Annotated in this window: 32 protein-coding genes and 1 pseudogene; 10 read left to right on the top strand and 23 right to left on the bottom strand. The window is 73.0% G+C overall.

Translation table 11 applies throughout. The features are described from left to right. On the bottom strand, positions 1-692 hold a 692-nt coding region (locus AB0K07_RS24675), incomplete at its 3' end, for a hypothetical protein (RefSeq protein WP_363757949.1). A 201-nt stretch (positions 693-893) separates the two neighbouring features. On the opposite strand from AB0K07_RS24675, the gene AB0K07_RS24670 reads away from it, so the two are divergent. Together AB0K07_RS24670 and AB0K07_RS24665 are read left to right on the top strand one after the other, a co-directional pair. Next, positions 894-1,307, top strand: coding sequence for a RidA family protein (locus AB0K07_RS24670; protein WP_363757947.1), 414 nt, complete (start codon positions 894-896; stop codon positions 1,305-1,307). Position 1,308: 1 nt separating this feature from the next. Then, entirely contained in the window at positions 1,309-2,205 is an 897-nt protein-coding gene (locus AB0K07_RS24665; protein WP_363757945.1) for a GNAT family N-acetyltransferase, read from the top strand. Positions 2,206-2,361: 156 nt separating this feature from the next. Here the strand turns inward: AB0K07_RS24665 and AB0K07_RS24660 are convergent, their stop codons facing one another. Both AB0K07_RS24660 and AB0K07_RS24655 read right to left on the bottom strand, forming a co-directional pair. Beyond that, positions 2,362-2,886: an O-acetyl-ADP-ribose deacetylase gene (locus AB0K07_RS24660; protein ID WP_363757943.1), complete on the bottom strand. Its 525-nt coding sequence runs from the start codon at positions 2,884-2,886 to the stop codon at positions 2,362-2,364. A gap of 1 nt (position 2,887) precedes the next feature. Then, entirely contained in the window at positions 2,888-3,679 is a 792-nt protein-coding gene (locus AB0K07_RS24655; protein ID WP_363757941.1) for an EI24 domain-containing protein, read from the bottom strand. Between the two features lie 68 nt (positions 3,680-3,747). Here AB0K07_RS24655 and AB0K07_RS24650 point away from each other — a divergent pair, with 68 nt between their 5' ends. Beyond that, a complete protein-coding gene (locus tag AB0K07_RS24650; protein ID WP_363757939.1) occupies positions 3,748-4,716 on the top strand; it encodes a YafY family protein in 969 nt (322 codons plus the stop codon). Here the strand turns inward: AB0K07_RS24650 and AB0K07_RS24645 are convergent. Further along, positions 4,707-5,621 carry an SDR family oxidoreductase gene (locus AB0K07_RS24645; protein WP_363757937.1) on the bottom strand — a complete coding sequence of 305 codons (915 nt, stop codon included), beginning with the start codon at positions 5,619-5,621 and terminating at the stop codon, positions 4,707-4,709. The genes AB0K07_RS24650 and AB0K07_RS24645 overlap by 10 nt on opposite strands. 358 nt (positions 5,622-5,979) lie before the next feature. Next, positions 5,980-6,429, bottom strand: a complete 450-nt coding sequence (locus tag AB0K07_RS24640; protein ID WP_363757935.1) for a VOC family protein — start codon at positions 6,427-6,429, stop codon at positions 5,980-5,982. Positions 6,430-6,496: 67 nt separating this feature from the next. Between AB0K07_RS24640 and AB0K07_RS24635 the strand changes: the two genes are divergently transcribed. Further along, positions 6,497-7,120 (top strand): CGNR zinc finger domain-containing protein, encoded by a 624-nt coding sequence (locus tag AB0K07_RS24635; RefSeq protein ID WP_363757933.1) that lies wholly within the window; start codon positions 6,497-6,499, stop codon positions 7,118-7,120. Here AB0K07_RS24635 and AB0K07_RS24630 read toward each other — a convergent pair. The 5 genes and pseudogenes from AB0K07_RS24630 to AB0K07_RS24610 form a co-directional block, all read right to left on the bottom strand. Further along, entirely contained in the window at positions 7,117-7,854 is a 738-nt protein-coding gene (locus AB0K07_RS24630) for an alanyl-tRNA editing protein (protein WP_363757931.1), read from the bottom strand. The two genes, AB0K07_RS24635 and AB0K07_RS24630, sit on opposite strands and share 4 nt — an antisense overlap. Before the next feature lie 11 nt (positions 7,855-7,865). Further along, a complete protein-coding gene (locus AB0K07_RS24625; RefSeq protein ID WP_363757929.1) occupies positions 7,866-8,753 on the bottom strand; it encodes an alpha/beta hydrolase in 888 nt (295 codons plus the stop codon). Further along, on the bottom strand, positions 8,750-9,064 hold the full coding sequence (locus AB0K07_RS24620) for a DUF2516 family protein (protein WP_030327754.1): 315 nt from the start codon (positions 9,062-9,064) through the stop codon (positions 8,750-8,752). Before AB0K07_RS24620 ends, AB0K07_RS24625 begins: the two co-directional genes overlap by 4 nt. 71 nt (positions 9,065-9,135) lie before the next feature. Further along, positions 9,136-9,834, bottom strand: coding sequence for a hypothetical protein (locus tag AB0K07_RS24615; RefSeq protein WP_363757928.1), 699 nt, complete (start codon positions 9,832-9,834; stop codon positions 9,136-9,138). Positions 9,835-9,974: 140 nt separating this feature from the next. After that, positions 9,975-10,469: pseudogene (locus tag AB0K07_RS24610) on the bottom strand (helix-turn-helix transcriptional regulator); the annotation flags it as partial. Positions 10,470-10,581: 112 nt separating this feature from the next. Between AB0K07_RS24610 and AB0K07_RS24605 the strand changes: the two are divergent. Then, positions 10,582-11,379: an alpha/beta hydrolase gene (locus AB0K07_RS24605; protein ID WP_363757926.1), complete on the top strand. Its 798-nt coding sequence runs from the start codon at positions 10,582-10,584 to the stop codon at positions 11,377-11,379. A 12-nt stretch (positions 11,380-11,391) separates the two neighbouring features. On the opposite strand, the gene AB0K07_RS24600 is transcribed toward AB0K07_RS24605, so the two are convergent. From AB0K07_RS24600 to AB0K07_RS24585, 4 genes are all read right to left on the bottom strand, one after another. After that, the gene (locus AB0K07_RS24600; protein ID WP_363757924.1) at positions 11,392-12,351 is read right to left on the bottom strand and encodes an asparaginase; all 960 of its coding nucleotides are present in this window, start codon (positions 12,349-12,351) and stop codon (positions 11,392-11,394) included. A 94-nt stretch (positions 12,352-12,445) separates the two neighbouring features. Continuing rightward, positions 12,446-13,273, bottom strand: coding sequence for a 3-keto-5-aminohexanoate cleavage protein (locus tag AB0K07_RS24595; RefSeq protein WP_363757922.1), 828 nt, complete (start codon positions 13,271-13,273; stop codon positions 12,446-12,448). A 23-nt stretch (positions 13,274-13,296) separates the two neighbouring features. After that, positions 13,297-14,409, bottom strand: coding sequence for a folate-binding protein (locus AB0K07_RS24590; RefSeq protein WP_363757920.1), 1,113 nt, complete (start codon positions 14,407-14,409; stop codon positions 13,297-13,299). After that, entirely contained in the window at positions 14,406-14,834 is a 429-nt protein-coding gene (locus AB0K07_RS24585) for a Fur family transcriptional regulator (RefSeq protein WP_363757918.1), read from the bottom strand. Before AB0K07_RS24585 ends, AB0K07_RS24590 begins: the two co-directional genes overlap by 4 nt. Positions 14,835-14,902: 68 nt before the next feature. On the opposite strand from AB0K07_RS24585, the gene AB0K07_RS24580 reads away from it, so the two are divergent. After that, positions 14,903-15,784, top strand: coding sequence for an aminotransferase class IV (locus tag AB0K07_RS24580; RefSeq protein WP_363757916.1), 882 nt, complete (start codon positions 14,903-14,905; stop codon positions 15,782-15,784). A gap of 3 nt (positions 15,785-15,787) precedes the next feature. Here AB0K07_RS24580 and AB0K07_RS24575 read toward each other — a convergent pair whose 3' ends face one another. Both AB0K07_RS24575 and mtfM read right to left on the bottom strand, forming a co-directional pair. Then, positions 15,788-16,378, bottom strand: coding sequence for an FABP family protein (locus AB0K07_RS24575; RefSeq protein WP_363757915.1), 591 nt, complete (start codon positions 16,376-16,378; stop codon positions 15,788-15,790). Beyond that, positions 16,375-16,479: a small membrane protein MtfM gene (gene mtfM, locus AB0K07_RS24570; RefSeq protein ID WP_030327764.1), complete on the bottom strand. Its 105-nt coding sequence runs from the start codon at positions 16,477-16,479 to the stop codon at positions 16,375-16,377. Before mtfM ends, AB0K07_RS24575 begins: the two co-directional genes overlap by 4 nt. 12 nt (positions 16,480-16,491) lie before the next feature. Between mtfM and AB0K07_RS24565 the strand changes: the two genes are divergently transcribed. The 3 genes from AB0K07_RS24565 to AB0K07_RS24555 all read left to right on the top strand — a co-directional run bounded on the left by AB0K07_RS24565 (position 16,492) and on the right by AB0K07_RS24555 (position 19,376). Next, positions 16,492-16,866 (top strand): DsrE family protein, encoded by a 375-nt coding sequence (locus AB0K07_RS24565; protein WP_363757913.1) that lies wholly within the window; start codon positions 16,492-16,494, stop codon positions 16,864-16,866. 81 nt (positions 16,867-16,947) lie between these two features. After that, on the top strand, positions 16,948-17,328 hold the full coding sequence (locus AB0K07_RS24560) for an SCP2 sterol-binding domain-containing protein (protein ID WP_363757911.1): 381 nt from the start codon (positions 16,948-16,950) through the stop codon (positions 17,326-17,328). Beyond that, positions 17,325-19,376, top strand: coding sequence for a glycogen debranching N-terminal domain-containing protein (locus AB0K07_RS24555; RefSeq protein WP_363757909.1), 2,052 nt, complete (start codon positions 17,325-17,327; stop codon positions 19,374-19,376). The genes AB0K07_RS24560 and AB0K07_RS24555 overlap by 4 nt, the downstream gene beginning before the upstream one ends. 18 nt (positions 19,377-19,394) lie before the next feature. Here the strand turns inward: AB0K07_RS24555 and AB0K07_RS24550 are convergent, their stop codons facing one another. The 7 genes from AB0K07_RS24550 to AB0K07_RS24520 all read right to left on the bottom strand — a co-directional run bounded on the left by AB0K07_RS24550 (position 19,395) and on the right by AB0K07_RS24520 (position 24,575). Continuing rightward, positions 19,395-20,258, bottom strand: a complete 864-nt coding sequence (locus AB0K07_RS24550) for a hypothetical protein (RefSeq protein WP_363757907.1) — start codon at positions 20,256-20,258, stop codon at positions 19,395-19,397. Between the two features lie 70 nt (positions 20,259-20,328). Then, positions 20,329-20,841, bottom strand: a complete 513-nt coding sequence (locus AB0K07_RS24545; RefSeq protein ID WP_363757905.1) for a winged helix-turn-helix domain-containing protein — start codon at positions 20,839-20,841, stop codon at positions 20,329-20,331. A 243-nt stretch (positions 20,842-21,084) separates the two neighbouring features. Further along, positions 21,085-21,405, bottom strand: coding sequence for a DUF1416 domain-containing protein (locus AB0K07_RS24540; protein ID WP_363757903.1), 321 nt, complete (start codon positions 21,403-21,405; stop codon positions 21,085-21,087). 2 nt (positions 21,406-21,407) lie between these two features. Next, positions 21,408-22,256: a sulfurtransferase gene (locus AB0K07_RS24535; RefSeq protein WP_363757901.1), complete on the bottom strand. Its 849-nt coding sequence runs from the start codon at positions 22,254-22,256 to the stop codon at positions 21,408-21,410. A gap of 207 nt (positions 22,257-22,463) precedes the next feature. Next, complete coding sequence (locus AB0K07_RS24530) at positions 22,464-22,541, bottom strand: Ms5788A family Cys-rich leader peptide (RefSeq protein WP_310503780.1); 78 nt, start codon at positions 22,539-22,541, stop codon at positions 22,464-22,466. A gap of 85 nt (positions 22,542-22,626) precedes the next feature. Then, complete coding sequence (locus AB0K07_RS24525; protein ID WP_363757900.1) at positions 22,627-23,415, bottom strand: DUF2993 domain-containing protein; 789 nt, start codon at positions 23,413-23,415, stop codon at positions 22,627-22,629. A 104-nt stretch (positions 23,416-23,519) separates the two neighbouring features. Continuing rightward, positions 23,520-24,575: a hypothetical protein gene (locus AB0K07_RS24520; protein WP_363757898.1), complete on the bottom strand. Its 1,056-nt coding sequence runs from the start codon at positions 24,573-24,575 to the stop codon at positions 23,520-23,522. A gap of 240 nt (positions 24,576-24,815) precedes the next feature. On the opposite strand from AB0K07_RS24520, the gene AB0K07_RS24515 reads away from it, so the two are divergent. Continuing rightward, the gene (locus AB0K07_RS24515) at positions 24,816-25,535 is read left to right on the top strand and encodes a response regulator transcription factor (RefSeq protein WP_363757981.1); all 720 of its coding nucleotides are present in this window, start codon (positions 24,816-24,818) and stop codon (positions 25,533-25,535) included. Positions 25,536-25,582 lie beyond the last annotated feature (47 nt).

Raw genomic sequence — 25,582 nt, 5'->3', positions numbered from 1 at the left:
TCCGCCGTGGCGGTGGGCTCCGCCGTGGCGGTGGGCTCCGCCGTGGCGGTGGGCTCCGCCGTGGCGGTGGGCTCCGCCGTGGCGGTGGGCTCCGCCGTGGCGGTGGGCTCCGCGGTGGTCGTGGGCTCCGCGGTGGTCGTGGGCTCCGCGGTGGTGGTGGGCTCCGCGGTGGTGGTGGGCTCCGCGCTCGTCGGCGGCGGGGTGGTGGGCGCCGGCGTGGTCGGCTGGGCGCTGGCCGCACAGGTGCTGGTCAGCACGAAGAACCCGGTCTCCCCGGTGATCACCGCACTGGCGCCGCTCAGCGTCCAGCCGGCGGGCAACCGGATCCACGCCTTACTGGCGCCCATGTCGTTGACGATCGCACCGCCGTCGACCGGGATCGTCCGGCTCACGGTGCCGTTGTTCGGGATGCTCCAGGTGCCCGTGACCGTGAGGAACTGACCGGAGGTCTGCGGGTTGCCCGGCAGGTTGAAGACCCACAGGTCCTGGTTCCGGAACGGCCCGCCCCCGAGGTTCGGATCGCAGTTCTGCGTGAAGGCGGCCGCTGTCGTGGGGCCATCGCCGGGGCTGATGTCGATCCTGGTCGGCCCGGGCGGCTGGGTGGGCTGGGCCTGGGCGGCGCTCGCCGCCCCGCCCAGGAACGCACCGGCTACCACACCGGTGGCGACGAGTTTGACGAGTGCTGCTCTCATGTTTCCCCCATGGTTTGTGGCTGATGATGAGGTTTCCTATCGACTATGAAAGTTAGTCGGGTCTCAGACGGTAAGTGAGTAATTCTGGCGTTTTGCGTAGATGGACGGCTCACGGCTACGACGCGCCGGCCGTGGTGGCGCTGCAGGCCCCCGCCGGTTAATGCGTCGCCTCGGCACCCGATCGTCGTTAGCCTCGCCGCCATGCCGGATCCTGTCGCGTTGCTGCACGTCCCCGCCCTCTCCGATGTCGCCGAGTACGCGTACGCCGCCACCGTCGAACCGCCCGCCCGGCTGGTGTTCACCGCTGGCGCCTGCCCGCTCGACGCGGAAGGTCGGACCGTCGCGCCCGGCGACCACGCGGCACAGGCCCGGCAGGTGATGGCCAACCTGGAGACCGCCCTCGCCGCCGCCGGCGCCCGGCTGACCGACGTGGTCAAGACCACCGTCTACGTGGCGTCGTCGGAGCAGGCCGACCTCGTGAAGGCCTGGGAGGTGGTCCGGGACTCGTTCGGCGACCACGACCCGCCCAGCACCCTGCTCGGCGTGGCCATGCTCGGCTACACCGACCAGCTCGTCGAGGTCGAGGCCGTCGCCGCCGTACGGATGGAGGCCTGACATGCGCATTCGTGTCGCACAGCCCGACGACGCCCCGGCCGTGGTGGCGCTGCGGGCGATTGTCTACCCGTACCTGGTGCGCGGGGTGGAGTCGACCCGGAAGATGATCGCCGAACCACCACCGGAGGAGGGGTGGACCGCCTTCGTGGCCGAGGTCGACACCCGGGTGGTCGGCTGGGTGTCCGCTCAGCGCGCCGGCTGGACGTCGACGGCGGACGTCGGGGACATCTCCCTGCTGCACGTGCATCCGGAATACCGGCGACGCGGGATCGGCACCGCGCTGCTGGCCACCGCGACCGACCACCTCACCCCGCTGGGGATCCGTCGAGTGCGCACCTGGGCTCAGCCGGACGCGTTGCCGTTCGCCCGGAAGCACGGCTTCGAGTCCAGCCGCGAGGTGCGCTACTCGGCGCTCGACCTGGACCCTGCGCCCACGCTCCCCGAGCCGCCGCCGGGCGTACGGCTGCGTCCGATCGCCGAGCTGGACCCGCACCTGCTGTACGAGGCGGACGCCGCCTCGGCGGTCGACGAGCCCGGCGACGTGCCGGTCGACTCGATCAGCTACGAAAGCTGGCAGTACGACGTGTGGGACAACCTCGGCCTGGACAAGCAGGCCAGCACCGCAGCCGAGGTCGACGGAAACGTGGTCGCGTTCAGCCTCGTGAAGCGGGACGGGGACCGGATGTGGTCGGACTACACCGGAAGCATCCCGGCGTACCGGGGTCGGGGGCTGGCCCGGTTGGTCAAGGCGGCCTCGCTGCACCGGGCCGCCGCTCGCGGCGTCCGCGTCGCGTACACCTCGAACGACGAGGCGAACGCGCCGATGCTGGCGATCAACGCCAAGCTGGGCTACCGGCCGGTCGCGGCCCAGTGGTCCTGCCTGGCCGAACTGGCCTGAGCAGCCTCAGTCGGCGCGCGGACGGACCCAGACGAGGAACCGCTCGACGTACGCCGCCGGGTCGGGTGTGAGGCCGAGCTGCATCGCGTCGGCGAACGCCTCGTCGAGGAGCGTCGTCAGCATCAGCACCATGCCGACGCGGTCCGGGGGCTTTCCCTATGCCGGGGGGCCGGCGTCGAAGACCCGGCGCGCGGTGGCGTGGGTGTCCGCCCCAAAGAGCACCAGGCGGGCCTCGGTGACGTTCACCGGCGCGGCTGGCCCCAGCACCGACAGCGCTTGGCGGACCGCGTCGTCCACCGGCCAGCCGTAGATGCCCGCCGAGATCAGCGGGAATGCCACGCTGCCCGCGCCCAACTCGTCGGCCACTCGGAGGCTGTTGGCGTAGCAGTCGCGCAGCAGCGCCGAGCGGTCCTCGGTGGCCGACCAGACCGGCCCGACGGTGTGGATGACCCAGCGGGCCGGCAGTTCCCCGGCCGTGGTCGGCACCGCCTGGCCGGTCGGCAGGCCCCGGCCGTACCGCGATGCCCGCAGCGCCCGGCACTCGGCCAGGATGGCGGGACCACCGCGCCGGTGGATGGCGCCGTCGACCCCACCGCCGCCGAGCAGGGACGAGTTCGCGGCGTTCACGATGGCGTCCACCCGCTGGGTGGTGATGTCCCCCTCGACCAGGGTGATCTCCATGTCAGCGCTCCTCGATCGGCTGGCCGAGCGAGCGGCGGGCCAGCAGCGTGGCGCCGGCCACCGCCGCCGGCATGATCACCACTGCACCGAGCGGGATCAGGAAGCAGAGGAACACCGCCACCCCGAAGCCGAGCGCGGCGGGCCGATCCGCCTTGAGGATGGTCCGGCGCTGCGGCAGCCGCATGCCGCGCCGGTAGAACGGCGCGCCGACCAGCTCCACGGCGAGGAACCAGCCACCCACCGCCGCCCCGATCACCGGTACGACCGTCTGGCCGACCACCGGTATGAAGCCGGCGAGGAAGAGTGGGATGCCGACCAGCGCCGTGAGAGCCACCAGCCGTACCGAGTCGGCGAGGCTGCGGCGCAGCGACGACCAGAAGGGCACCTCCACCGAACCCGGCGTGCCGCCGTACCGTTCCTCCACCCGCTCGGAGATCTTCTCGTAGAACGGGTCGCCGATGACCAGGGTGACGGCGGTGAAGCTGACCACGGCGAGCAGGCCACCGAGGCCCAGGAAGGCCAGCCCGGCGATCACCCGGACCAGGTTGCGGGCCGTGGTCGACCAGTCGTCGGCGAACGGGGTGACCAGTGCGGCGATGTCGTCCACGAAGTACACCAGGGTCGCGAACGCGGCCACGAACAGCACACCGGAGATCAACGCCGGCACGATGCCGAGCAGCATCAGCTTCGGGCTGCGGACGTAGAGGCCGAGCCCACGCAGGAGCAGGCCGGCCCCCGCGAAGAAGCGTCCGACGGCCCCGGTAACCGGATTGGCGATTCTGCTGGCGTCCACGATCGAGCAGCCTAGCGATCAGTCCGAACGGCCGCCTGGCGGCGCGGTGAGCCGGGCAGGATGGGCGGGTGCGCGCCTCCCGACTGATCTCGCTGCTGTTGCTGTTGCAGGCGCGCGGATCGATGACGGCGGGCGAGCTGGCGCGGGAGTTGGAGGTCTCCGAGCGGACCGTCTACCGGGACGTGCTGGCGCTCTCCGCGGCCGGGGTGCCGGTCTACGCCGACCGGGGTCGGGCCGGCGGATACCGGCTGCTCGGCGGCTACCGGACCCGGCTGACCGGGCTGACCCGGGACGAGGCGGAGGCGCTGTTCCTCGCCGGGCTACCCGGGCCGGCCAGCGACATGGGGCTCGCCGACGCGGTCGCCGCCGCCGAGCTGAAGGTCCTCGCGGCGCTGCCGCCCGCCCTGCGGGACGCCCCGGCCCGCGCGGGGCAGCGGTTCCACCTGGACGTGCCGGGCTGGTTCCGGGAGACCGGACCGCCGCCGTCGCTGGCCGAGCTGGCCCGCGCGGTCTGGCGGGACCGGGTGGTGCGGCTGCGCTACCGGCGCGGCGACCGGGAGGTGACCCGCCGGGTGCAGCCGTACGGGCTGGTGCTCAAGAACGGGGTCTGGTATCTGGTCGGCCGAGTCGGCGAGGACGTGCGCACCTACCGGGTGGACCGGGTGACCGGGGTCGAGGTGGGCGACGAGACCTTCGACCGGGACGAGGACTTCGACCTGGCCGGGTACTGGCGCGAGCAGGCCGGGTCGTTCCTGCGGACGATGCTGCGGGCCGAGGTCACCGTCCGCCTGAGCCCCGCCGGCCTGCGCCAGCTCCGGCACCTGGTCGACGCACCGTTCGTGTACGACGAGGTGGTCGCCGGTGCCGACGGGCCCGACCGGCAGGGCTGGGTCGTGACGCGCCTGCCGGTCGAATCCGTCGGGGTGGCGTACCACCAGCTTCTCGGGCTCGGCCCCGAGGTGGAGGTCCTCGATCCGCCCGAGCTGCGGGAGCTGTTCGCCGAGGCCGTCGAGAAGTTCCGGGCGCTCTACCGGTAGCCGGAGACGTCGGCCGGCTTACCCGCGTCGACCACCTCGGTGATGTACCGGATCGCCTCCGGCTGGCTGCCGTCGACGTCGGTGAACCCGTACACCTTGGAGAGCGTGCCGGCGTCGACGGACATGCCGTTCCAGCGGGCCTTCTCCTCGTCCGCGGCGAGCGCCGCCACCGCACGCCCGACGAAGGCCGGGGTCTCGGAGATGAGGAAGTGCGGGTCGGTGGCCGCGCCGTCGCGCCAGTTCTCCTCGGTCACGCCGAAGTGCTCCAGCATGGCCTCGGAGCGGATCCAGCCCGGAGTGAGCGCGACGGCCGTGCCGCCGTACGGCTTCAGCTCGTGCGCCTGACTGAAGCCGAGCCGGTTGACCGAGGTCTTGGCCAGGTCGTAGAAGACCGACAGCCGGTAGTTCACGTCGTTGTACGCCTTGGTGCCGTCGCTGACCTCCACGACGAGGCCGCCGGGCTTGCGGATCAGCAACGGCAGCGCGAAGTGGCTGGTGATGATGTGCGTGTCGATGGCCAGCCGCAGGGTGCGGAAGCCGGCGTCGAGCGGCTGCTCCCAGACCGGCTTCTCCCAGGTGACCAGCGGGTCGCCGCCCCAGATGTCGTTGACCAGCACGTCGAGGCGGCCCTGTTCGGCGTCGATGCGGGCGACCAGGTCGCGGACCTGCTCGGGCACCAGGTGGTCGACCCGGACTCCGATGCCGGTGCCACCGGCCGCGGTGACCAGCTCGGCGGTCTCCTCGATGGTCTCCGGGCGGTCCATCTCCGAGCGGCCGGCACGGCTGCTGCGGCCGGTGGCGTACACGGTGGCCCCGGCCGCACCGAGCTGGATGGCGATCTGCCGGCCGGCACCCCGGGTCGCACCGGCGACGAGCGCGATCTTTCCTGCGAGCGGTTGTGTCATGCCTTGCACGCTGTCAGCTATACCTGACAACGTCGGTCCGCTTTTTAGAATCGAACGACGAGCGGCGGGCGCTCACGCTGTCCTGTAGAGCTGCCCCATCGGTGGGGCAGGCATCAGGCGACCCACCGACGCCGTGCCCCGAATCTCGGCCGGCACCAGGCGACCCACGGGCGCTGTGCGCCGCATCCGACAGGCACCAGGCGATCCACCGGGCGCCGCGCGCCGCATTCGACGTGACGCAACCGGCGCTGTGCGCCGCATCCGACAGTCACCAGGCGACTCACCAGTGCCGTGCCCCACACCTGGGGCAGCTCTACAGGCACTCACCCAGTGCCGCCCGACCTGGCGCCGGCCTGGGTCACTGCACGTCGAACTCGTTGCCCTCCGGGTCGGCCATGGTGGTGTGCACGCTGCCCCGGTCGGCGACCTCGCGCAGCACGGTGGCGCCGAGCCCGACCAGCCGCCGCACGGTGGCCTCCCGCTCGTCCGGGCCGGCGTGCAGGTCGATGTGCAGCCGGTTCTTGACCTGCTTGGGCTCCGGCACGGCCTGGAACAGCAGCCGGCGGCCGAGACCGATGCCGCTGACCGGCTGGACCGGGTCGTCCGGGTGGCGGACCGCCGCGAGCTGCCGGAAGGCCCGCCGGCCGTCGACCTCGACGTACTCCTCCGGGCCGACCCTGCCGGCCTCGGCCAACTGGTCGATGAGGGCACTGTTGTCCTCGACCTCGTATTCGAGGGCCGCCGCCCAGAACCGGGCCAGCGCGATCGGCTCCGCGCAGTCGACGACGAGCTTCCATGCCAGGGCCATGGGGTCCCCTCACTTCACGGCGACCCGCGTGGTGCGGACCACTCCTGTAACCGTTTATAGTGGTTACGTGACCGACGTCGCAAGTGGAATCAGCCTGGTGTCGCTGCGCGGAGCCCGCTTTCTCTTCGACCCGGGTGCGCTCTGCCTGGAGTTCCTCACCACCGGCGGGCCCGGCATCGGCGCCCGCTACGAGGTGCTGCACCGCCCGGCGGATCTCGCCGACTGGCTGGGGCGGTCGCGGCTGCGTCTGGATTCGGCCCAGATCGACGTCAGCCCGGCCGAGCTGGCCGCCGGGCGGCGGATGCGGGACGCGCTGTGGCGGCTGGTCTGCGCCCGCACCGGCTCCCGGCCACCGGCCAGCACACCGACCGACTTCGACGCGACGCCCGCCGACCTCGACGCCCTCAACGGGGCGGCAGCCAGTGCGCCGTTGGCTCCGCGACTGGCCCCGGACGGGACGCGGCACTGGGTGCTCCCGGCGAGCGGCGGCCAGGCCATCGCCAGCATCGCCCGGGACGCGGTCGAGCTGTTCAGCGGGCCGTACGCCGACCGGATCCGGGAGTGCGGCGCGCACAACTGCTACCTGGTCTTCGTGGACACCTCACGCCCCGGCCGACGCCGCTGGTGCAGCATGGAGCGCTGCGGCAACCGGCACAAGGTCCGGTCCCTGCGCGCCCGCAGGGAGGTCTAGTCGACCAGTCGGACGCGTACCCGACGATTGGCCCGGCCCTTGCTCTCCACCTTGACCACCTGCACCTTGCCGATCTGTGCGGTGGACGCGACGTGGGTGCCGCCGTCGGCCTGCACGTCCAGCCCGACGATGTCGACGATCCGGACCTCCTGCTCATCCGGCGGGATGAGGTTGGACTGGGTACGGATGATGTCCGGCAGGGCCAGCGCCTCGGTACGCGGCAGCACCCGGACGGCGACCGAACGGTCGGCGGCCACCTCCGCGTTGACCAGCTCCTCGATCCGGCTCTTGAAGTCGGGAGGCACCTCGGGGAGGTTGAAATCCATCCGGGCCTCGCCCGGGTCCATCGAGTTGCCGGTGACCAGCGCGCCGAAGTCGCGGAACACCACACCACAGAGCACGTGCAGCCCGGAGTGCGTACGCATCAGACGGGTGCGGCGCTCGTCCTCCACCGCGCCGACGACCTCGGTGCCGGCCGGCGGCAGCGGGTCACCCTCGGCGGGGATCAGGTACGGGTCGTCGCCCTTGCGGGTGCCGACGATCCGGGTCTGGACGCCCTGCCAGAGCAGCACGCCGTGGTCCGGCGGCTGACCGCCGCCGCCCGGGTAGAACGCCGAGCGGTCCAGCACGATGCCCTGCTCCGGGTCGGCGTGCAGGACCGTGCAGGTCCACTCCCGCAGGGTCGGGTCGGCGAGGTCCAGCCGGTGCGTCCGGCCATGCTGAGTGACGCCCATGGCAGGGAACGTTACTCGTTGAGGAAGCCGGAGATGCGGTCCCGCAGATCGGCGCGTTCCGTCCAGAGCACACCGGGCCGGTCGTACACGTGCAGGGTGGCCTGCGGCAGCGCGGCGGCGAGCTGCTCGGCGACCTCGACCGGGTGCAGGTCGTCGCCCGCGCAGCCGATCACCAGCGCCGGCGCGGTGACCGCCGACAGGGCGGTGGCGTCGCGCAGCGGCGTCTGCTGCGACAGGGTGGCCAGACCGTCGGCCAGACCGTCGCGGAGCAGCTGGTCGAGCCGCTGCCGCAGGTACGACCAGCCGGCCGGAGTGTTCCGAACCGCCGCCGGCAGCTCCAACGAGACCACGTCGGCGACCGCCGAGGCGTCCCCGCTCTCGACCGCCTCCAGCAGGTCCGTGACGCGTTCGCGGGCGACCGGGCCGCGCGGCTGGTCGAGCACCGCCGGCAGGAAGAAGACCAGCTTCTCGAAGCGCTCCGGGCTCTCGGCCAGCAGTCGGCAGAGCGCCCCCGCGCCGAGGCTCGCCCCGAACGCCCGGCTGGCCCCGCCGAGATCCGCGATCGCGCGCAGATCGCGGGCCAGGTCCAGGTAGCTCCAGGGCCCGGCCGGCGCGTCGGAGCGGCCGTGCCCACGGAACTGGAAGAACACCTTGCGGCCGGTCACCCCGCTGCCGAACGGGCGGGTGGTGGCGATGCCGTTGCCCAGCCCGTGCGCGAACACGGTGACCGGATCACCGGTGCCGGTGACCAGCCGCTCCAGCCGTACGCCGTGCGGGGTGGTGACCAGCTCGGTCTCCGGCTCGGGCAGCGCCGGCCGACCGGTGCGCGGCCCGCCCGGGCCGGGCCCCCAGGTGCGGGGCCCGCCGTCGGGCGGGGGCGGCCAGCGGAAACCTCTCACCAGAACCCTTTGCCGTCACTCAGGTCGCGCAGGCCGACCCGGACGTCGAGCAGGTAGATGAGCGCGGCGGCGATGCCGATCAGTCCGAAGAGGCTGATCGGACCGAAACCGAGCAGGGTCAGCACCAGGCAGACCGCCAGGATGGCGATCCAGCCGCCCTTGGGCAGCGTCCCGATGGCGGGGAAGGCGTCGGAGCGCTGTGTGACGGCGTGCACCAGTGCGACGCCCTGAATGATCAGCGCGAAGACGAGCAGGATCAGCTCGATCACGTAGCGGACTTCGAAGGCGAAGATCGGCGCGGCGTTGGCCATGCCGGCAAGCTTATGTCGACGACCCCGACTACGTCCGACAAGGACGCCGCCGGGGTCGTCGACACCACGAACTACTCGGCGGCCGGACGGGTCCGCTTGGTGGCCCGGGGCAGCTTCGCGGACGGGGTCGCGGCCGGCTTGGCGGCCTTCGGCGCCCGGGCGGCCTTCTTGACGGCGGCCGGCTTGGCCTCGGCGATCTCGGCCACGTCGGCCGGGGTCGGCACCTCGGCCGGGGCGGGGGTGGCCGGGGCGGTGGCCTCGACCGGGGCGGCGGCCGGGGTGTCGGCCTGGGTCGCCTCGATGTCGGCATTGACCGTCTCGGCGGCCTCCAGCACGCCGGCGCCGACGACCCGCTCACCGCGGGCGACGAGGGCGCCGTACGCGGCGAACGCCCGCTCCTGGGCGGCCTGGGCGCCGGCGACGACCACGGCGGCGTTCCGGGTCGCGGCAGCGCGCAGCCGGTCCAGGTCGGCGACCTCACGCAGCTTGGCGAGGTCGGTCGACTCGCGGAGCTTGGCCAGATCCAGCTCGGCCTGGGCCCGGTCGCGCAGGGTGCCGGCGGTCTCGTTGGCGGTACGCAGCGTCTCGGTGGCCTTCTGGCGCAGCTCGAAGCCGGTCAGCACGGCCCGGCCGCCCAGGTCGGCGACGACCCGGGTGCCGAGGACGCCGACGACGGTCGGCAGCTTGCGCAACTGCTCGAGGGCCAACTCCCCGGCGCCTGCGGCGGCGTAGATCGGGGCGGGGATGCGGTTGGTCTTCGGCTCGCTCATGAGGTCTCCTCCTCGGCCGCCTCAGCGGCCTTCCGGACCGCCGGACCGGCGGCCTTCTTCTCGGGGGTGCTGGTGCTGGTGCTGGTCGGGGCGGGTGCGGTGCCCGCCTCGGTGACGGCGACCGACTCGAGCACGGCCTCGGTCGGGGTGCCGCCCGCGGTGGTGGGGCCGGTGGCGGCCAGGTTGGCCACGTCGGCCGGTTCATCGGTGACATCGGTCGGGGTGGTCACCCCGGCCGCGCCGCCGGTGCTGTCCGTGCCGCTGCCCTCGGCGGCGGCCTGGGCCTCGGCCAACCGGGTGTTCTCCCGGCGGAACGTCTCGTAGATCTGGGTGAGCGACTGCTTCTGGGCCATCGTCAGGTCGGAGTCCACCGCGATCGCGGCGAGCACGCCGTGGCCCTCCTTGTCGTCGAGCAGCCCGGCACGCAGGTACATCGCGGGAGTGGAGACCCGCAGGGCGCTGGCCAGTTGCTGGAGCACCTCGGCGCTGGGCTTGCGCAGGCCGCGCTCGATCTGGCTGAGGTACGGGTTGCTGACCCCCGCCTGCTCGGCGAGCTGCCGCAGCGAGATCTTGGCGTTGCGCCGCAGATCGCGGATGAACCCGCCGACGTCGGGAAGGTCCTTCGGTGTGGCCATGACCCTGACGCTAACCGCCTTTGCTAACTCCTGCAAGCAAAACGCTAGCCAGAGTTAGCAAGGTCTCAGCATCCCATTTGCGTGCCGCTCGCGTGATCCGTACCGTCCGCTCGTGCACAAGATCGCAGTCAATGGAGCAGTCATCGCGTACGACGAGGCCGGCGACGGTTCGCCCGTCGTGCTGCTGCACGCCGGCATCGCCGACCGGCGGATGTGGCGGGGCCAGCTGCCCGCGCTCGCCGCCCGGCACCGGGTGATCGTCCCCGACCTGCGCGGCTACGGCGACTCCGAGCTGCCTCCGACGCCGTTCGCGCACCACGATGACGTGGCCGGCCTGCTGGACGCGCTCGACCTGCCCCGAGCCGCCCTGGTGGGCTGCTCCTTCGGCGGGGCGGTCGCCATCGACACCGCGCTGGCCCACCCGGACCGGGTGAGCGCGCTCGCGCTGTTCGACACGGCGGTCTCCGGAAACGAGTGGTCCGATGAGGCCAACGACCTGTGGGACGGCCTGGTCGGCGAGGTCGACCCCGACGACTTCGTCGCCGGGGCGGCCGGCGAGGTGCGGTTCTGGGTGGTCGGCCCGGGTCGCCAGCCGGCCGACGTCGACCCCGGGCTGATCGCGTTCGCGCAGGAGATGGACCAGCGCGCGCTCGCCGCCGAGTTGGCGCTCGGGGCGGTGGAGGTCGGCGAGCTGACGCCACCGGCGATCGGCCGTCTCGGCGAGCTGCGGGTGCCCGTCCTGGTGACCGCGGGTGCCGCCGACGTGCCGGACATCCGCCGCCTCGCCGACCGGATCGCCGCCGAGGTGCCCGGCGCGGTACGCCTGCCCGACGTGCCGGACGCGGCGCACCTGCTGCCGCTGGAGCGCCCCGAGCCGGTCAACGCCGCTCTGCTCGACTTCCTGGGCTGAGCGGCCCAGCGGTCACCAGAGCGGGCGGACCGCGCCGACCGGGACGCCGCCGCCGAAGAGCGGCGTCTCGGCGTACTCGGCCAGCACCGGGGCGTCCACGCCGAGCCGGCGCAGTGCGGAGACCAGCACCGGCATCCGGGCCCGGTCCGCGCCATCGTCGATCTTCAGCGCGACGGCGCCGACGCCCGGCAGCCCCACTGCGATCACGCCCTCGGCGCCGACCTTGGCCAGCAGGCCCGGTACGCCGCGCATCAGCCGGGTGTCGTCGGCCCGCGTCCCGCCGACGATCTCCGGGTGGGCGCGCATGGCATCGGCCACCGCGCGGGGCACCGAGCCGGGCTCGGCGTCGACGAGCCGGAGGTACGCCCCGGCCAGGCCGGTCAGCGACACCGCGAGCACCGGGGCGCCGCAGCCGTCCACACCCACCGCCGCAACCTGCTCGCCGGTGAACTCCTCGATGGCCGCCCGCAGCCGCTGCTGCAACGGGTGCTCCGGCCGCCAGTAGCCGTCCAGCGGCCACCCGGCCGCCTCGCAGGTCAGCAGCATGCCGCTGTGCTTGCCGGAGCAGTTCATCTGCACCCGGGTCGGGCCGCCCCCGGCGCGCAGCACGGCCTCGCGGGCCGCCGCGCCCACCGGCAGGTCGGGCGGGCAGTGCAGGGCCGAGGCGTCCAGCCCGGCCCGGTCCAGCAACGCGCCGACCCGAGCGAGGTGGAACTCCTCACCCGCGTGGCTGGCCGACACCAGCGCCAGGTCGGCCGGATCGGTCAGCGGCAGGCCGGCGCGGAGCATCCCGATCGCCTGCATCGGCTTGCTGGCCGAGCGGGGAAAGATCGGTGAGGTCACGTCCCCGGCGGTGGCCACCGGCACACCGGCGGCGTCCAGCACCACCACCGAGCCGCGGTGTGCACCCTCGACGAACCCGGACCGGACCACCTCGGCGAGCGGCGCGCCGCCCTCGTACGTCTTTCCCACGTGCTGGACGGTACCGACGGTTCGAGGTGGCCCGACGGCGGGGTGACCAGGACGTCCACCGCCCGGGTGACAGGGGCGCCGGACAGACCCGGCCTTACAGGCCCAGCAGCCCGCGGGCCTCGGTGGTGGTCAGCGGCGGACGCTGGGCGAGCTGGGCGAAGCCGACCGCGCGGGCGACCAGCTGCATGTTGGACTCCACCGGGCGGCCCTTGGCGTACGTCACGGTGTCCTCCATGCCGACCCGCAGGTGCCCGCCGGTGGACAGCGAGGCCAGCATCACCGGAATGGTGCTGCGGCCGATGCCGGTGGCCGAGAAGGTGCTGCCCTCGGGCAGGTCCCGCAGCATGCGGTGCGCCGCCACCAGCGTCTCGGTGGTGCCCGGCATGCCGCCCGGCACACCCATCACGAAGTCGACGTGCACGTGCCCACCGGCCGGCAGGCCGTACTTGCCGAGCAGCCGCTGCAACGCGGACAGGTGACCGAGGTCGAAGATCTCGTACTCCGGCACGATCCCGCGTTCCTGCATCCGCGTGTGCAGGTCGACGATGAACTCCCAGCGGTTGAGGAAGACGTCGTCGCCGAAGTTGACCGTGCCCATGGTGCAGGAGGCCATGTCCGGTTGGGCGTCGAGCACGGCGAGCCGGGAGGCTTCCGGGTCGGTCACCGCACCGCCGGAGGAGAGCTGCACGATCAGGTCGGTGCTCTCCCGCAGCGCCACCACCGTCTCCCGCAGTCGTACCGGGTCGAGGGTCGGCCGTGCCGCGTCGTCACGGATGTGGACGTGGATCACGGCGGCACCGAGCGCCTCGCACTCCTTGGCGGTACGCAGCAACTCGTCAAGGGTCACCGGCAGCGCCGGCACCTCCGCCTTGGCCGACTCCGCCCCGGTTGGGGCCACCGTGATCAACGTCCCTGTCGTCATGCCGGCGATCCTAGACCGCCCGGTCAGGCCGGGTCGATCGCCGCCGCGGTCTCGCCGATCAGCAGCGTGGCGTCCTCCGGGACGTTCCGCTTCAGCACCGCGAGAGCGACCTGGCCCAGCTCGTGGTGCAGCACGGCGGTGCCGACGAAGCCCACGGCCCGGCCGTCGAGGGTCACCGGCGTGCCGGCGGTCGGTGGCTGGTCGGTGGTCACCCCGTCCAGGTGCAGGAGCACCAGGCGGCGCGGCGGGCGGCCCATGTTGTGCACCCGGGCCACCGTCTCCTGCCCCCGGTAGCAGCCCTTGTCCAGGTGCACCGCCGGGCCGATCAGGTCCACCTCCGCCGGGATGGTCCGGTGGTCGGTGTCCACCCCCACCCGGGGGCGCCGGGCGGCCACCCGGATCGCCTCGTACGCCCAGAGCCCCGCGACCGGCACGCCCGCGCCGCGCAACTCCGCCACCACCTGATCCATCGCCGACCGGGGCACCAGCAGATCCACCCCGAGCGGGCCGCGCCGCGCCCAGCCGCCGACCGGCAGCGGTCGTACGTCGTACCGCACGGTCGCCCGGGGCGGCACGGCGCCGGCGGCGAACTTCGGACCGGGCACCGCGACCAGGTCCGGTGCGGCCAGCCCGGTCACGCCGAGCGTGCCCAGCGCCTCCGGCGCCGCCGGCCCGACCAGCGACAGCAGCGCCCGCTCGGTGGTGGCGTCACGCGGCTCGACCTTGCTGAAGAACCGCATCTTCTCCAGGTACGCCAGCAGCCCGGCGGTCGCGCCCGGCTCGGTGTCCAGCCAGGTGGTCTCGCCGTCCTCGGCGACCAGGGCGTGCTGCTCCACGTGCCCGTGCGGGGAGAGCACCAGCAGTTCGGTGCCCTCACCGGCGGCCAGCGTGGCCAGGTGCTGCGAGGTGATCGTGTGCAGCCAACCGGCCCGCTCCTCCCCGGGCACCGCGATGACCCCCCGGTGCGACCGGTCGACGAGGCCGACCTCGGTGTCCAGGGTGCGCTGCTCGCGCAGCGGGTCGCCGTAGTGCGCGGCCACCCCCCGTACGCCGGCGGCGGCGTGCGCCGGCTCCGGCTGGTCACGGCTGGCCTCGTCGATGCTCTCGACGGCCACCGCTCCCGCGATGTCGATCATTTCTGGTCCCCGTTCTCGCAGCGTTCACAGACGCCGAAGAGCGAAACGTGCCCGATGTCCACCCGGAACCCCCGCTGCACGGCCAACTGGTCGGCGAGCGGGCGGAGCAGCTCCGGATCGATCTCGTCGATCGCGCCGCACTCCCGGCAGACCAGGTGGACGTGTTGGTGCTCACCGGCCGCGTGGTAGGTCGGCGAGCCGTGCGAGAGATGGGTGTGGGTCACCAGGCCGAGCCGTTCCAGCAGCTCCAGCGTGCGGTAGATGGTGGTGATGTTGACGCCGGCGGCGACCTCCCGGACCGCGGTGTGCACCTGCTCCGGGGTGGCGTGGCCCAGATCGAGCACCGCCTGGAGGACGAGCTGCCGCTGGGCCGTCAGCCGCAGCCCACGGGCCCGGAGCATTTCCGCGAGGGAGGATTCGGACACGGTCCGATCATAGTTCGGCAACCATGCCGACCCCGCACGCCGACGGACCGCCGCTAGGCTCGACGGTCATGGTGATGTCGTCCGTCGGAAAGGTCGCGGCCGATCCGACCGCGCGGATCGCCGTGCTCGGGCGCGGCCCGGTCCCGGCCGGCGAGGCCGTGCTCCGTGGCGACGACCTCGGCGTGCTCCGCGGCGACGGCCTCTTCGAGACCATGCACCTGCGCCAGGGCCGGCCGTGGCTGCGCGACGAGCACCTGGCCCGGCTGGCCGTCGCGGCCGCCGCCGTCGAGCTGCCACTGCCACCCACCGCCGCGCTGATCGAGCTGCTCGACGCGGTGCGCGCGGGGTGGCCGGCGCAGGTGGAGGGGGCGCTGCGGCTGGTCTGCACCCGCGGGCCGGAGACCGGTGGCCCGCCCACCGTCTACACCACCCTGACCGCGGTGCCGGCCTCGTCCCGGGCGGCCCGCCGGAACGGGATCAGCGTGGCCACCCTGCCGCTGGGGGTGCCCGCCGACGCGCGCACCGGGCTGGACTGGCTGCCGGCGGGGATCAAATCCACGTCGTACGCGGTCAACAGCGCCGCCCGCCGCTGGGCCCACCGGGCCGGGGTGGAAGACGTGCTCTGGGTCTCTTCCGACGGGTACGCGCTGGAGGGGCCCACGGCCAACGTGGTGTGGCTCACCGGCGGCACGCTCTGCACGGTGCCCGCCGCCACCACCGGCATCCTGCCCGGCACGACCGTCGCCTGGCTGCTCCGCCACGCCGGCGAGCTGGGCCTGACCGCCGCCGAGCGGATGGTCACCCCGGCCGAGCTGCACCGGGCCGACGGCATCTGGTTCAGCTCGTCCGTGCGCGGGATCACCGAGGTGCACACGCTGGACGGGGTGCGCCGCGACCGTAGCCCGCGCACGCCCGCCCTGCACGCCCTGCTGGGCTTCTCCGTGTCCTGAGGGTCAGCCGCCGACCCGGACGAGCCGGGCGGAGAGGTGGGGGCTGAGCGGGTGCCCCATCGCGGCCATCTCCTGGGCGTAGAGCAGCGCACCCTCGACGATGCCGAAGAGCCGGTGCCCGCCGGTGACCTCCTTGGCGGTCGCCGTACGGACCACCGCGTCGGTGGCGAACTCGACCTGGGTGCCGGTGCGCTTGCCGAGGTGCAGCTCCATCACCCCGCTCGGGGTGGTCAGCAGGGCCTCCAGCTCGTCGGTGGCCCGACCGTCCACCAGCACCGGCCGCCACCAGCCGACCTCGCGCCCGGCCGGGCGGACCGGCTGGCTCTGCTCGTCGAGGATCCAGGCCCGCGACTCGTAGTGCAGGAACGGCCGGCCGTCGTGGCTGATCCGGATCTCCTGCGCGTAGTCGAAGTCCTCGATGGTGGGGAAACCCCCCTTACCCCGGCCGCGCCACAGCCCGATGTAGGGCAGCAGGCCGTCCAGCGCGGGGTGCAGCTTCGGCCCGACCCGCAGGTCGTGGCTCTCCTCGAACGGGTACTCCTCGACCGGCGGCGCGTTCAGCCACGGGGGCTGCAGCGGGTTCTCGTCGCTCACCAGCGTCCTCTCGAAATGCGTACGGCGAGGTAGACCAGGCCACCGGCGAGCCCGCCCAGGCCGGCGACCAGCAGGCTGACGAACCCGATCTCGGTAACCATCCCGGCCATCCTATGCTGGGCCCCATGGCCCGCACTCTCGTCGTCAAGGCCACCGCTGGGGCGGACGCCCCGGAGCGGTGCGCGCAGGCGTTCACGGTCGCCGCGACCGCCGTCGCGGCCGGGGTGGACGTGTCGCTCTGGCTGACCGGCGAGTCGACCTGGTTCGCGCTGCCCGGCCGCGCCCAGGAGTTCGAGTTGCCGCATTCCGCGCCGCTGGCCGAGCTGCTGCACGTCATCCTGACCGGTGGCAGGGTGACCGCCTGCACCCAGTGCGCGGCCCGCCGGGAGATCGGCCCGGACGACGTGCTGCCCGGCGTCCGGATCGCCGGCGCCGCGGTCTTCGTGGAGGAATCCCTGGCCGAGGGAGCGCAGGCGCTGGTCTACTGACCAGCGGAGCGGCTCGGTGACCGGTCCGGGCGGAGTGCGGATACCGACCCGACATCTCGGACGGCTGCCTACGATTCGGTTGTGACCGAGGTGACGGAGAGGTTCTTCGAATCACTGCCGGCGCGCGCCCCGGACGTCCTCGGTGGCCTGGCAGACGGGACCCTTCAGATCGACCTCACCACCGACGACGTGACCGAGCACTGGCAGGTCCGGATGCGCCCGGGATCGGTCCACGTCAGCCGGCACCGGGGGCCGGCCGACGCCATCTGGTACAGCAGCGTGGCCCTGTTCGACCGGCTGGTGACCGGCGAGGCCCAGGGGGTCGCGGCGGTGCTGCGCAACGAGAGCACGTTCAGCGGGAACGTGGTGCTCTTCCTGGCCTTCCGGCGGTTCTTTCCGGACCCACCGGGCACCCGCGACCCCCGTGAGGTGGCTCGGAAGCAGGCCGGGCGGCAGGCGTGAGGGATCTCGTCAGCATCCTGGACGGCAACACGTTCATGGTCAGCGACCGGACGGGGGACATCGAGCCGTCCTACGACTTCCCGACCGGGCTGTTCTCGTTCGACACCCGCTTCCTGTCGAACTGGGTGCTCACCCTCAACGGCCAGCGGCTGCACGCCCTCTCGATGGACAACTCCGAGTCGTACCGGACGAGGTTCTTCCTGGCCCCCGGTGAGCCCACGCACTACCTGGACGCCAAGGCATCGGTGCTGCGCCGCCGGGCGATCGTCGGCAGCTTCCAGGAGGAGCTGACCTTGCTGAACCACTCCGGTGAGGAGGTCGAGTTCACCGTCCGGGTCGAGATGGGCGCCGACTTCGCCGACCTGTTCGAGATCAAGAACGCCCTGCAGAAGCGCGGTCGGACGACGGTCACGGTGGCCGACCGCGAGCTGCGGCTGACGTACCGGCGGGAGGCGTTCCACCGGGAGACGGTGATCACCTCCAGCATGCCGGCAATGGTCGACGCCAGCGGGATGACCTTCCATATCCGGGTCCCCCGCAACAGCGAGTGGACCACTCGGCTGCACGTGTCCACCGTCGTCTACGGAGCACGGGGCGAGGACATCCGGGCCACCCTGCCGTACGGGGGCAGCCGGAGCGCGGACGCCATCCGCGCCGAGCAGCAGGAGCTGATCGACCGCGCCCCGAAGCTCGGCTGCGACTGCGAGCCGCTGGCCGGGGCGTACCGGCGCAGCCTCAACGACCTGGCCGCGCTGCGCTACGAGTCGATCGCCCTGGGCGTGCGGCTGCTCGCCGCCGGGCTGCCCTGGTTCATGACCCTGTTCGGCCGGGACAGCATCATCACCTCGTTGCAGGTGCTGCCGTTCCTCCCCGAGCTGATCCCGCCGACCATCCTCATGCTGGCCGGATTGCAGGGGCACCGGGTGGACGACTTCCGCGACGAGGAGCCGGGCAAGATCCTGCACGAGCTGCGGTACGGGGAGACGGCCGGTTTCGAGGAGCAGCCACACTCGCCGTACTACGGGTCCGCCGACTCGACGCCGCTGTTCATCATCCTGCTCGACGAGTACGAGCGTTGGACCGGCGACACCCAGCTGATCCGGCGGCTGGAGCCAAACGTGCGCGCCGCGCTGAAGTGGATCGACACCTACGGCGACCTGCTCGGCACCGGGTACCTCTGGTACCAGACCCGCAACCCGGAGACCGGCCTGGGGAACCAGTGCTGGAAGGATTCCCCGGACGCCATCTCGTACGCCGACGGCCGGTTGCCCGACTTCCCGCGAGCCACCTGCGAACTCCAGGGCTACGCGTACGACGCGAAGATCCGGGCCGCGCGGATGGCCCGGAGGTTCTGGGGCGACCCGGCCTTCGCCGACCGGTTGGAACGGGAGGCCGTAGCCCTCAAGCAGCGGTTCAACCACGACTTCTGGATCGCCGACCGGGAGTACTACGCGCTCGCCCTGGACGCCAACGGCCAGCAGGTCGACGCGTTGTCGTCGAACATCGGGCACCTGCTCTGGAGCGGCATCGTCGACGAGTCACGGGCCGGCAAGGTGGTCGAGCACCTGCTCGGGCCGCGGCTGTTCTCCGGCTGGGGGGTACGGACCCTCGCCGAGGACCAGAGCCGGTACAACCCGATCGGCTACCACGTGGGCACCGTCTGGCCGTTCGACAACTCGATCATCGCCTGGGGGCTGTGGCGGTACGGCTACCGGGACGAGGCCGGCCGGATCTGCGACTCGATGCTCGCCGCGTCCCGCTACTTCGACGGGCGGCTGCCGGAGGCGTTCGCCGGGTACGCCCGTGACCTCACCGACTACCCGGTGGAGTACCCGACCGCGTGCAGCCCGCAGGCCTGGTCGACGGGCACACCGCTGCTGCTGCTGCGGGTGATGCTGGGCCTGGAACCGCAGGGCGAGCACCTGATCATCGATCCGGCCGTGCCACCGGGCATGGGTCGGATCGAGTTGCTCGACATTCCCGGCCGGTGGGGCCGGGTCGACGCGCTGGGCCGCAGCCGCGGCCCGGAGGAGGCGCCGGGCCGCTGACCGGGCGGATCGCCGGGCTCAGCCCGGGCAGCCGACGGTGGCGGCCAGCCGGGCGGCGTCCGGCGTGAGTTCGGCCAGCACGGTGACCGCGCCCGCGCGGTACGCGTACACCGGCGGGTTGTCCAGCAGCGGGGTGCCGCCGGCCAGCGTGGTGAGCCCGCCCGTCGAAGCGGTCGGGCCGGGACCGGCGGCGGACCGCGCGGTACGGGCCAGCACGCCGCCCGGGCAGGGCGCGGTGACCAGCTCCGGCGCGGCCTCGGCCGGCCGGCCGAGCGCCCGCAGCGCGGCCGTGAGGGCCACGGCCTCCGGGCCCGCGGCGGTGGCGGGTGCCGGGGTGTAGCCGGAGCCGGCCGGCCGGCAGCCGGTGTCGACGGTCAACCGGACCCGACCGTCCCCGGTCGGCCGGCCCTCGACGGCGACGAACTGCCCGGCGTCGGCGCGCAGCTCCGGGCCGTCCAGCCCCGGCCCGACGCCGGCACGCCAGCTCGTGGGCAGTCGATCGGCGATCCCGGACAGCACGGACCGCTCCGTGCCGGCGGGCGCGAGCACGCCGACCTCACGCCGCAGCGTGGCCCCGTCGGCGAACGGGGTGAGGCGACAGCCCGACTCGATCCGCGCCGGACCCAGCTCCAGCAGCCCGGCCGCGCCGGACGCCCGGGCCAGCTCCCCCACCGCCCGGTCGACCACCGGACCGGCCTGGTCGAGTGACCGCTGCTCCCGCACGGTCGGCCGGTCGTCGCGGACCGACGTCCAGGCGAGCGCCGTCAGCAGCACGGCCCAGAGGGCGGTCGCGACCAGCAGCCAGCGCCGCCACCGCCGGGCGGGTGCCGGCGCGGCGGGACCGGTGGACGGGGCCCACCCCGTCCGGACAGCTCCGCTCACCCGGCCATGGTGTCACGCGCAGTCCCGAGGCGATCGGCGGCGTCGGGCGCGCGGAACGACCGCCCGACGCTCAGGCCGGCGAGGGCGGCGGGTCGATGCGGTAGCCGACCCCCCGCACGGTGTGCACCTGCGGGCCGCCCGGCAGCCTGCGCAGCTTGTGCCGCAGCCGCTTGACCGCCGAGTGCAGGATCGCCGTGTCGCCCAGGTACGCGCCGCTCCAGACCGCGGCGAAGAGCTGTTCGTAGCTCCACACGACCAGCGGCGGGCCGATCAGCCGGGCGAGCAGCTCCCGCTCGGTGCGCGTGAGCGGGAGCGGGTCGCCGCACCAGGTGGCCAGGTGCCCAGCGCGGTCGATGACCAGCTCGCCCCACCTGACCGGCCCCTGCTCGGCCGCCGGTGGGCGGACCGGCGCGGCGGCCCCGGTCGCCTCGCCCGGCGGCGACGGGCACAGCATCGCCCGCAGCTCGGTCAGGTCGGCGCAGCTCACCACCGGGCCGACCCCGTCGAGCTGGCGCACCACCCGCTCCCGCACCGAGACGTCCGCGCTCACGCAGACGACGATCGGGACCTCTCCACCGGACACGCCGCCTCCACCCGCACCAACCGTATTGAGCGTGACTTCCACCCGACGATAGTGACGCATGCCGATGGATTACGGGGGGCCGGCCCGCACCCAGCGCGGCCTACGCTCGCTGCTGACGACTCGACTTCGGGCTCGACCCCGCCTCGTCCTGCACGAAAGCCACCGGCATGTGATCAACCGCCGGACGACCGGGGCCGGTCACCCGTGTGGGTGACCGGCCCCGGTCGATCAGAGGGTGGGTTGTCAGGCGACGGTGACGCTGACCTCGTTGATGCCCCGGCCGGCGGTGACGGCGGTGTCGCCGTTGCCGTGCCGGGAGAGCGCCCGCAGCGTCCAGGAACCCGGCGCGGCGAAGAACCGGAACTGGCCGGCCGCCGAGGTGACCACCTCGGCGGTGAACTCACCGGTCGAGTCGAGCAGCCGGACGTACGCGCCCGGCACGACCTCGTCCGCTTCGGAGCGGACGATCCCGGTGATCACGGTTTCCTTCTCCAGGTCCAGGCTGGCCGGCAACGGCGCGGCCTGATCCGGTGCGGCGCAGCCCGCAGCGGTGGGAGCGGTCATGATCAGGCCTCCCCGGGCTCGTCGCCGAGCGCGACCGGCACGCCGATCAGCGAGCCGTACTCGGTCCAGGATCCGTCGTAGTTCTTGACGTTGCGGTGGCCGAGCAGCTCCTGGAGCACGAACCAGGTGTGCGAGGAGCGCTCACCGATCCGGCAGTAGGCGATGGTGTCCTTGCTGTCGTCGAGGCCGGCGTCGCCGTAGATCCTGCGGAGCTCGTCGTCGGACCGGAAGGTGCCGTCCTCGTTGGCCGCCTTGGACCACGGGACGCTGATCGCGGTGGGGATGTGACCCGGGCGCTGCGCCTGCTCCTGCGGCAGGTGGGCGGGGGCCATCAGCCGGCCGGCGAACTCGTCGGGGCTGCGCACGTCGACCAGGTTCTTGGTGCCGATCGCGTCGACGACCTCGTCGCGGAAGGCCCGGATGGACGTGTCCGGCTCCTGCGCGACGTACTGCGTCGCCGGACGGGTCACCGTGTCGGTGACCAGCGGTCGGGCGTCCAGCTCCCACTTCTTGCGGCCGCCGTCGAGCAGCTTCACGTCGCGGTGGCCGTAGAGCTTGAAGTACCAGTAGGCGTACGCGGCGAACCAGTTGTTGTTGCCGCCGTACAGGATGACGGTGTCGTCGTTGCTGATGCCCCGCTCGGAGAGCAGCGCCTCGAACTGGGTCTTGTTGATGAAGTCCCGGCGGACCGGGTCCTGCAGGTCGGTCTTCCAGTCGATCTTGATCGCGCCGGCGATGTGGCCGGTGTCGTAGGCCGAGGTGTCCTCGTCGACCTCGACGAAGACGACGCCCGGGGCGTCGAGGTTCTTCTCGGCCCACTCGGCCGAAACGAGTGCGGTGTCGCGACTCATCGAATCACTCCCTGGTGAGGATGGATGGTGAGCCAACGCGCGAGATCGATGGATTGAACTGTCGCACCACGCGCGGGACCCAGCGGAAGGACGGGATCACGGGTTCGTGCGACGGCGCCGCTGCCGGGCTTTCGGTGGGATCACCGGAGGGTACGAGGACCCTGCGTGCCGGTGGCCGCCGTCAGGCGGCCGGAAACAGCCCCGCCGTCAGATGACGGGGCGACACAGGCAGGTGGCCACGCGGCACAGGTCGACCGCGCGCCGTTTGGTGAGGTGGGTCCCCATGGCCAGGGAGCCTACCAGCCAGTGACCGGGCTGCCACCAGGCCGACCAGCATCCGGGAATCGCCGGAGGGCCGGCAGCGGGCCGCTCAGCCGGCGGAGTTGATGGGCACGTTCTTCGCGTCGGCGGTGACCGCCAGCCCCTCGGGCAGCGGCCGGACCTCCCGAACGGCAAGCTGGAACGGCAGGTCGGGCAGGGGCACGTCGACGGAGATGCCCTTGGCGTAGTTGTTCAGCAGGGTGCGGGCCAGCGGCAGGTTCGGCAGGCCCGCGGCGTCCAGATCGTTGAAACGCAGGGCGACGGCACCGCTCTCGGCGACGGTGACGTCGGCGGTGCCGCTGACGGTGAGCTTCTGGCCGAGGATGTCGACCGGGGCGGTGACGGCGAGCTTGCCGCCCTGCTCGCCGAGAGTGAGCCCGGGCCGGTCCAGCAACGCGGCGAGACTCTCGTAGCTGATCGTGCCGGTGCCGTTGACGGTGTCCGCCACGACGTCGCCCTGCCCGGTACGCAGAGTGTCCAGCGAGGCCCGCACGTTACGGGCGTCCACGTCCAACACCGGCAGCCGGACGGCGTCGCCCTCCACCGAGGCCTGCACGTCCCGCAGCTTGATGGAGATCCGCTGGTAGCGACCGTCGAGCACCTGGGTGAGGAACGGCGTCCCGCCGACCTGCACGTCGGGCTCGGCGGACTGCGCGCCCTGCTTGGTGACCTCCTGGCTGACCCGGTCGGCGATGGCCCGCTCGGCCACCCCGACCGCCACCCGGTCGGCGACCACCAGCAGCCCTGCCACCACCAGGAGCAGGACGACCAGGCCGATGAGCAGCTTACGACCGCGCCGGCGGGGCCGGGCCTCGTCCGCCGGATACTCCTGGGCCACGCTGCCTCCTGTCTCCACCCGTCGCGGCGCGACGGGCCGTCCGTACCGGCGCCGCGGCGCGGCGCACCCGTAGGTACCCGACCGGCTCCGGGCTCAACCGTGGCTCAGAGGAAGAGCATGCACATGGCGTACGCGGCCGGCGCGGCCAGGGCGAAGCCGCCGAGTGGTCCCTGCATGTGCCGGGCGACCCACATGGTGGGTGGCTCGCCGGCCATCAGCCGGCCCGCCTCCGCGTACCCGACGGCGAGGTCGGAGAGCACGGCGGTGACCGCCGCGACCAGGCCGATCACCGCGGCCCGGGTTGGCGTGAAGGGTGCCACCAGGTAGCTGCCGAGGAGCGCGCTGACCAGCGTGCCGACCATCGCGCCCCCGACCACGCCGGCGGCGCCCCGGGGCACCTGCGGGGCCAACCGGGGCCAGGGCAGCACCGCGTCGGTGAGCCGGGCGACGGTCAGCGCCACCCCGCTCGCGGTCAGACAGACCGTGATCGCCTGGGTGCCGGCCGGGATCCGGCTGAGCACGATGAGGGTGCCGAACGCGACCACCCCGACCACGATGAGCAGCGTGGCGCCGAGTGAGTCGGTGACCCGGACCCGGTCGACCCGGCGGACCAACTGACCGAGGATCGCGGCGAGGAACCCGCCGGCGGCCAGGTAGCCCAGCGGCGCCAGGCCGGCGATGTCGGTCTGCACCGCGGCGATGTCGGCGACTGCGGCGACCGCGGCGCTCACCCCAGCGACCAGCAGCAGCGCGGGTGGTCGCATGGCCATCGTCCAGGCGAGCACGAACAGCAACTGGACGCCGAAGATGATGAAGGCGAACGGAAGCCGGTGGCCGGGGCCGGAGGTCTGCGCACCGAGCACCAGGCCGATGCCGAGCAGTGCCGCGAAGCCGGCGATGGTCAGCGCCAGCGGGCGATGCACCGCGACCGGGGGTACGACCTCCTCCTCCGGCTCGTCGGTGTCGTCCTCGGAGCGGCGGGCCGGCTCCCCGGCTCGGCGGGCACGGCGTGGCCCACCCCGTTCACGGCGTTCGCCGTCGACGACGGGTGGCCCGGTGCGCGGCGCGGGCGGGTGGCCACGGGTCGGGGCGGCGGGGCCCGGACGGGGCCCGTCGGGCCACGATTCGCGGCCGGCGTCAGGCGAGGTGGAGGGAAACACGCCCCGATCGTGCCAGACCGACCGCCCGACGCGGTGGTCACGGGTTTCAGCGCCGTTAAAACCTGCGCCACGATCAGGGGCAAGGTGGACAAACGGGAAATGGTCTGACGGCGCAACCGAGGCGATCGGTTACGCTCAACCCGTTACCCGCCCGTCAGCGACGCCGGGACCACGCAATTTCTCAGCGCACTCCCCGCGGGTGCGTCTGGTCGCGTGCGGCCACGCGCCGCCGGGACGGAGGTGATCGTGGAGATCCTGTTGCTGGTGACGACACGCGCAGGGGAACCGTCCGCTGTGCTGCCGGCACTCGACCTGCTGCCGCACTCGGTCCGCACCGCGCCGCGCGACGTCCGCACCCTGGTCGCCGGTCCCAGTCCGGACGCGGTGCTCGTGGACGCCCGGTCGGAGCTGAGCGAGGCCCGCGCGACCTGCCGCATGCTGCACGCCACCGGGCTCGGGGTGCCGCTGGTCGCGGTGGTGACCGAGGCCGGTCTGATCGCCCTGAACGCCGACTGGGGGGTCGACGACGTCATCCTCGCGTCGGCCGGCCCGGCCGAGGTGGAGGCGCGGCTGCGGCTGGCGGTGGGCCGGCTGAGCAACGCGACGGCCGGCGCCGGCGGCTCCATCCGGGCGGGCGAGCTGACCATCGACCCGGACACCTACGCCGCCAAGCTGAAGGGCCGCCCGCTCGACCTCACCTACAAGGAGTTCGAGCTGTTGAAGTTCCTGGCCCAGCACCCGGGCCGGGTCTTCACCCGGGACCAGCTGCTGCGCGAGGTCTGGGGGTACGACTACTTCGGTGGCACCCGGACGGTGGACGTGCACGTCCGGCGGCTGCGCGCCAAGCTCGGCTCGGAGTACGAGTCGATGATCGGCACCGTCCGCCAGGTGGGTTACAAGTTCGTCGTTCCGCCGTCGCGGTCGCTGCCCGAGGCGGAGCACGCGCCGCTGCCCGTCTGACCTGAGGGTCACCTGCGGACGACGATTTCCTATATGCCCTTTTCGCG

Origin of the sequence: Micromonospora sp. NPDC049301 (assembly GCF_040678715.1) — a bacterium.
In the GTDB taxonomy this organism is placed as follows: Bacteria; Actinomycetota; Actinomycetes; order Mycobacteriales; family Micromonosporaceae; genus Micromonospora.
The sequence above is the reverse complement of the archived record's forward strand: the minus strand, read 5'-3'. Positions and strand labels throughout refer to the sequence as shown.

Bases quoted from the DNA above. Each gene is read 5' to 3' on its own strand.
- AB0K07_RS24670 (WP_363757947.1), top strand. From the start codon at position 894: ATGCCGGATCCTGTCGCGTTGCTGCACGTCCCCGCCCTCTCCGATGTC.
- AB0K07_RS24665 (WP_363757945.1), top strand. From the start codon at position 1,309: ATGCGCATTCGTGTCGCACAGCCCGACGACGCCCCGGCCGTGGTGGCG.
- AB0K07_RS24660 (WP_363757943.1), bottom strand. From the start codon at position 2,886: ATGGAGATCACCCTGGTCGAGGGGGACATCACCACCCAGCGGGTGGAC.
- AB0K07_RS24645 (WP_363757937.1), bottom strand. From the start codon at position 5,621: ATGACACAACCGCTCGCAGGAAAGATCGCGCTCGTCGCCGGTGCGACC.
- AB0K07_RS24640 (WP_363757935.1), bottom strand. From the start codon at position 6,429: ATGGCCCTGGCATGGAAGCTCGTCGTCGACTGCGCGGAGCCGATCGCG.
- AB0K07_RS24630 (WP_363757931.1), bottom strand. From the start codon at position 7,854: ATGGGCGTCACTCAGCATGGCCGGACGCACCGGCTGGACCTCGCCGAC.
- AB0K07_RS24620 (WP_030327754.1), bottom strand. From the start codon at position 9,064: ATGGCCAACGCCGCGCCGATCTTCGCCTTCGAAGTCCGCTACGTGATC.
- AB0K07_RS24615 (WP_363757928.1), bottom strand. From the start codon at position 9,834: ATGAGCGAGCCGAAGACCAACCGCATCCCCGCCCCGATCTACGCCGCC.
- AB0K07_RS24595 (WP_363757922.1), bottom strand. From the start codon at position 13,273: ATGACGACAGGGACGTTGATCACGGTGGCCCCAACCGGGGCGGAGTCG.
- AB0K07_RS24590 (WP_363757920.1), bottom strand. From the start codon at position 14,409: ATGATCGACATCGCGGGAGCGGTGGCCGTCGAGAGCATCGACGAGGCC.
- AB0K07_RS24580 (WP_363757916.1), top strand. From the start codon at position 14,903: ATGGTGATGTCGTCCGTCGGAAAGGTCGCGGCCGATCCGACCGCGCGG.
- mtfM (WP_030327764.1), bottom strand. From the start codon at position 16,479: ATGGTTACCGAGATCGGGTTCGTCAGCCTGCTGGTCGCCGGCCTGGGC.
- AB0K07_RS24565 (WP_363757913.1), top strand. From the start codon at position 16,492: ATGCTGGGCCCCATGGCCCGCACTCTCGTCGTCAAGGCCACCGCTGGG.
- AB0K07_RS24540 (WP_363757903.1), bottom strand. From the start codon at position 21,405: ATGACCGCTCCCACCGCTGCGGGCTGCGCCGCACCGGATCAGGCCGCG.
- AB0K07_RS24535 (WP_363757901.1), bottom strand. From the start codon at position 22,256: ATGAGTCGCGACACCGCACTCGTTTCGGCCGAGTGGGCCGAGAAGAAC.
- AB0K07_RS24530 (WP_310503780.1), bottom strand. From the start codon at position 22,541: ATGGGGACCCACCTCACCAAACGGCGCGCGGTCGACCTGTGCCGCGTG.